The sequence below is a fragment of the Streptomyces deserti genome (assembly GCF_054782695.1).
Genome location: NZ_BAAGRZ010000093.1, coordinates 1 through 2420, shown reverse-complemented (window position 1 = coordinate 2420; position 2420 = coordinate 1). Strand labels below are relative to the sequence as shown.

The window sequence follows — 2420 nt, the reverse complement described above, 5'->3', positions numbered from 1 at the left end:
CGGGGTTGGCGACGCCGACCGTGTTCTCGACCGACAGCAGGGATTGCTGTCGTCCGGAGCCGATCCAGCGCACGAGGGCGACGAGGCCGAGGGCGAGGATGGCGAAGGCGGTGAGGATGGCGCTGACCGCGGTGACGCTGGGGTCGATCTCGAAGGTGAGGGAGTTGTAGACCTGGACGGGCAGGGTGATGGTGTCGACGGAGGAGAGGAACTGGGAGATGTAGAACTCGTCGAAGCTGGTGATGAAGGAGAAGATCGCTGCGGCGATCATGCCCGGCGCGGCCAGGGGGAAGGTGATCTTCCGGGCGATCGTGAGGCGTCCGGCGCCCATGCTGGCGGCGGCGTCCTCGAGGCGTTCGTCGATGCCGCGCAGGGTCGCGATCAGGATGAGTACCGCGATCGGCGCGGCCAGCACCGTGTGCCCCAGGGCGATGGCGATCGGGCTGCCGAGCATCGCGGCGGGCTCGAACAGCAGGAACAACCCGAGCGCGGTGACGATCTGCGGGATGACCAGCGGCCCGAGGACCAGGGCGAAGACCGCCGAGCGCAGCGGCAGTTCGCTGCGGACCAGGGCGGTCGCCGCGGTCACGCCGATGATGAGGGAGAACACGGTGCTCAGGGCGGCGACCAGGGCGCTCAGCGAGAGGGCGGCCGGCCACTTGCTGCCGTCGGCGAACAGTGCCTTGTACCAGTTCAGCGTCCACGCCTCGGGCGGAAAGGAGGCGAAGGCGTTGTTGCTGAAGGAGGTGACGAGGATGACGACGATCGGCAGCGCCAGGAACAGCAGGATCACGGTGGCGACCGCGGTCAGGGCGATCCGTCCGGCGAGGGTCTTGCGCAGCTCCATCATGGCGCGCTCCTCTTCTTACGGCTGGCACCGAGCGAGCTGACGGCCTTGACCAGCAGCAGTCCGGCCAGGGTGAGGACCAGCAGGATGACGCCCTGGGCGGCGGCCCCGTTCCACTGGTTTTCCTTGGTGACCTGCTGGTTGATGAGAGTGGCGATCATCGTCTGGTTGGGTCCGCCCATCAGGGCCGGGGTGATGTAGTAGCCCAGCGAGAGGATGAAGCTGAGCAGTCCGGCACTGGCAAGTCCCGGGGCGACCAGCGGCAGATACACCCGGCGGAAGATCGTCACCCGGCCCGCGCCCATGCTGGCCGCGGCCGCCAGCAGCCGGCGGTCCACCCCGCGCATCACCCCGTACAGCAGCAGCACCGTGTAGGGCAGCATCATCGAGGTGGTGCCGATGACCACGCCGAGTTCGTTGTAGAGCAGCTGGAACGGCGTGCCGGGGACGGACAGGGCGGTGAGGGTCTCGTTCACCAGGCCCTTGTCGCCGAGCATGATGATCCAGCCGTAGGTACGCACCAGGGCGCTGACGAAGTGCGGGACGACGACGACCAGCATGGCAAGGCCTGCCCACAGGGGCTTGAGTCGGCAGATCGCCTGGGCCAGGACGAAGCCGAAGACCAGGCTCAGCACGGCCGTCTCGGCGGAGATCCGCAGCGTGGTGATCAGGACGGAGAGGTTGACGCCGGTCAGGGCGTCGGCGTACCAGTGCAGGGTGAACGCGCCGTTGGCGTCCTTCAGGCTCAGCAGCAGCGTGCTGAAGATCGGGTAGACGAACAGCACCAGCAGGTAGACGACGACCGGCAGCGCGTACAGGATCCCGACCCTTGTCCGGCGTGAGGCCAGCAGCTTGCGCGGACGGGCTGGAGCGTTGGCGGTGAGGGTGGCGGCCATGGCTCACCCTCCCTGTTCGCTGGGGAAGAGGTTGACGTCGTCGGGGTCGGCGGTGATCCCGACCCGCTCGCCGGCAACCGGGCCGCGGCCTGCCGGGACTTCCAGGCGCAGCAGGGGCGCGTCCTTGCCGTCGATGCGTACCCCGGCGCGGACCAGGGTGCCGACGTAGGTGGCGGTCTCGACCGTGCCGGTACAGAAACCGTCGTCGGCGGCGCTGGCCCGCAGCCGGCCCGGCTGGACGGCAACCTTGACCTGGGCGCCGGGGGGCAGCTGGTGGCGGCGGGCCTTGAGCAGGCCGCCACTGGCATCGAGGCGGACCAGGGTGTGCTCGTCGGTGTGCTGCTCGATGCGGCCGGGCAGGAAGTTGGCCGCGCCGAGGAAGTCCGCCACGAAGGGTGTTTTCGGCCGTTCGAACAGCTCCCTCGGGGTGTCGAACTGCTCGATCAGGCCGTTGCGCATCACCGCGATGCGGTCCGACATGACCAGCGCTTCTTCCTGATCGTGCGTCACGTAGATGACGGTCAGGCCGAGTTCCTGCTGGATGGTCTTGATCTCGACCTGCAGCTGGTCACGCAGCTTCTTGTCCAGGGCACCGAGCGGCTCGTCCATGAGGATGACCGGCGGGCGGTAGACCAGCGCCCGGCACAGGGCGACACGCTGCTGCTGACCGCCGGACA

The 2420-nt window shown here is 68.4% G+C and carries 3 protein-coding genes; all 3 read right to left on the bottom strand.

From position 1 onward, the window contains the following. Positions 1–850 (bottom strand): ABC transporter permease (locus tag ACYVMZ_RS39205; RefSeq protein WP_461088078.1); only part of this gene is annotated, 850 nt, incomplete at its 3' end. Further along, positions 847–1743, bottom strand: a complete 897-nt coding sequence (locus ACYVMZ_RS39200; RefSeq protein WP_461088076.1) for an ABC transporter permease — start codon at positions 1741–1743, stop codon at positions 847–849. The genes ACYVMZ_RS39205 and ACYVMZ_RS39200, both read right to left, overlap by 4 nt. Positions 1744–1746: 3 nt before the next feature. Further along, the coding region (locus ACYVMZ_RS39195; protein ID WP_461088074.1) for an ABC transporter ATP-binding protein at positions 1747–2420 on the bottom strand (674 nt) is incomplete at its 5' end.

Excerpts from the sequence above, each read along its gene's own strand:
- ACYVMZ_RS39200 (WP_461088076.1), bottom strand. The coding sequence starts at position 1,743 with ATGGCCGCCACCCTCACCGCCAACGCTCCAGCCCGTCCGCGCAAGCTG.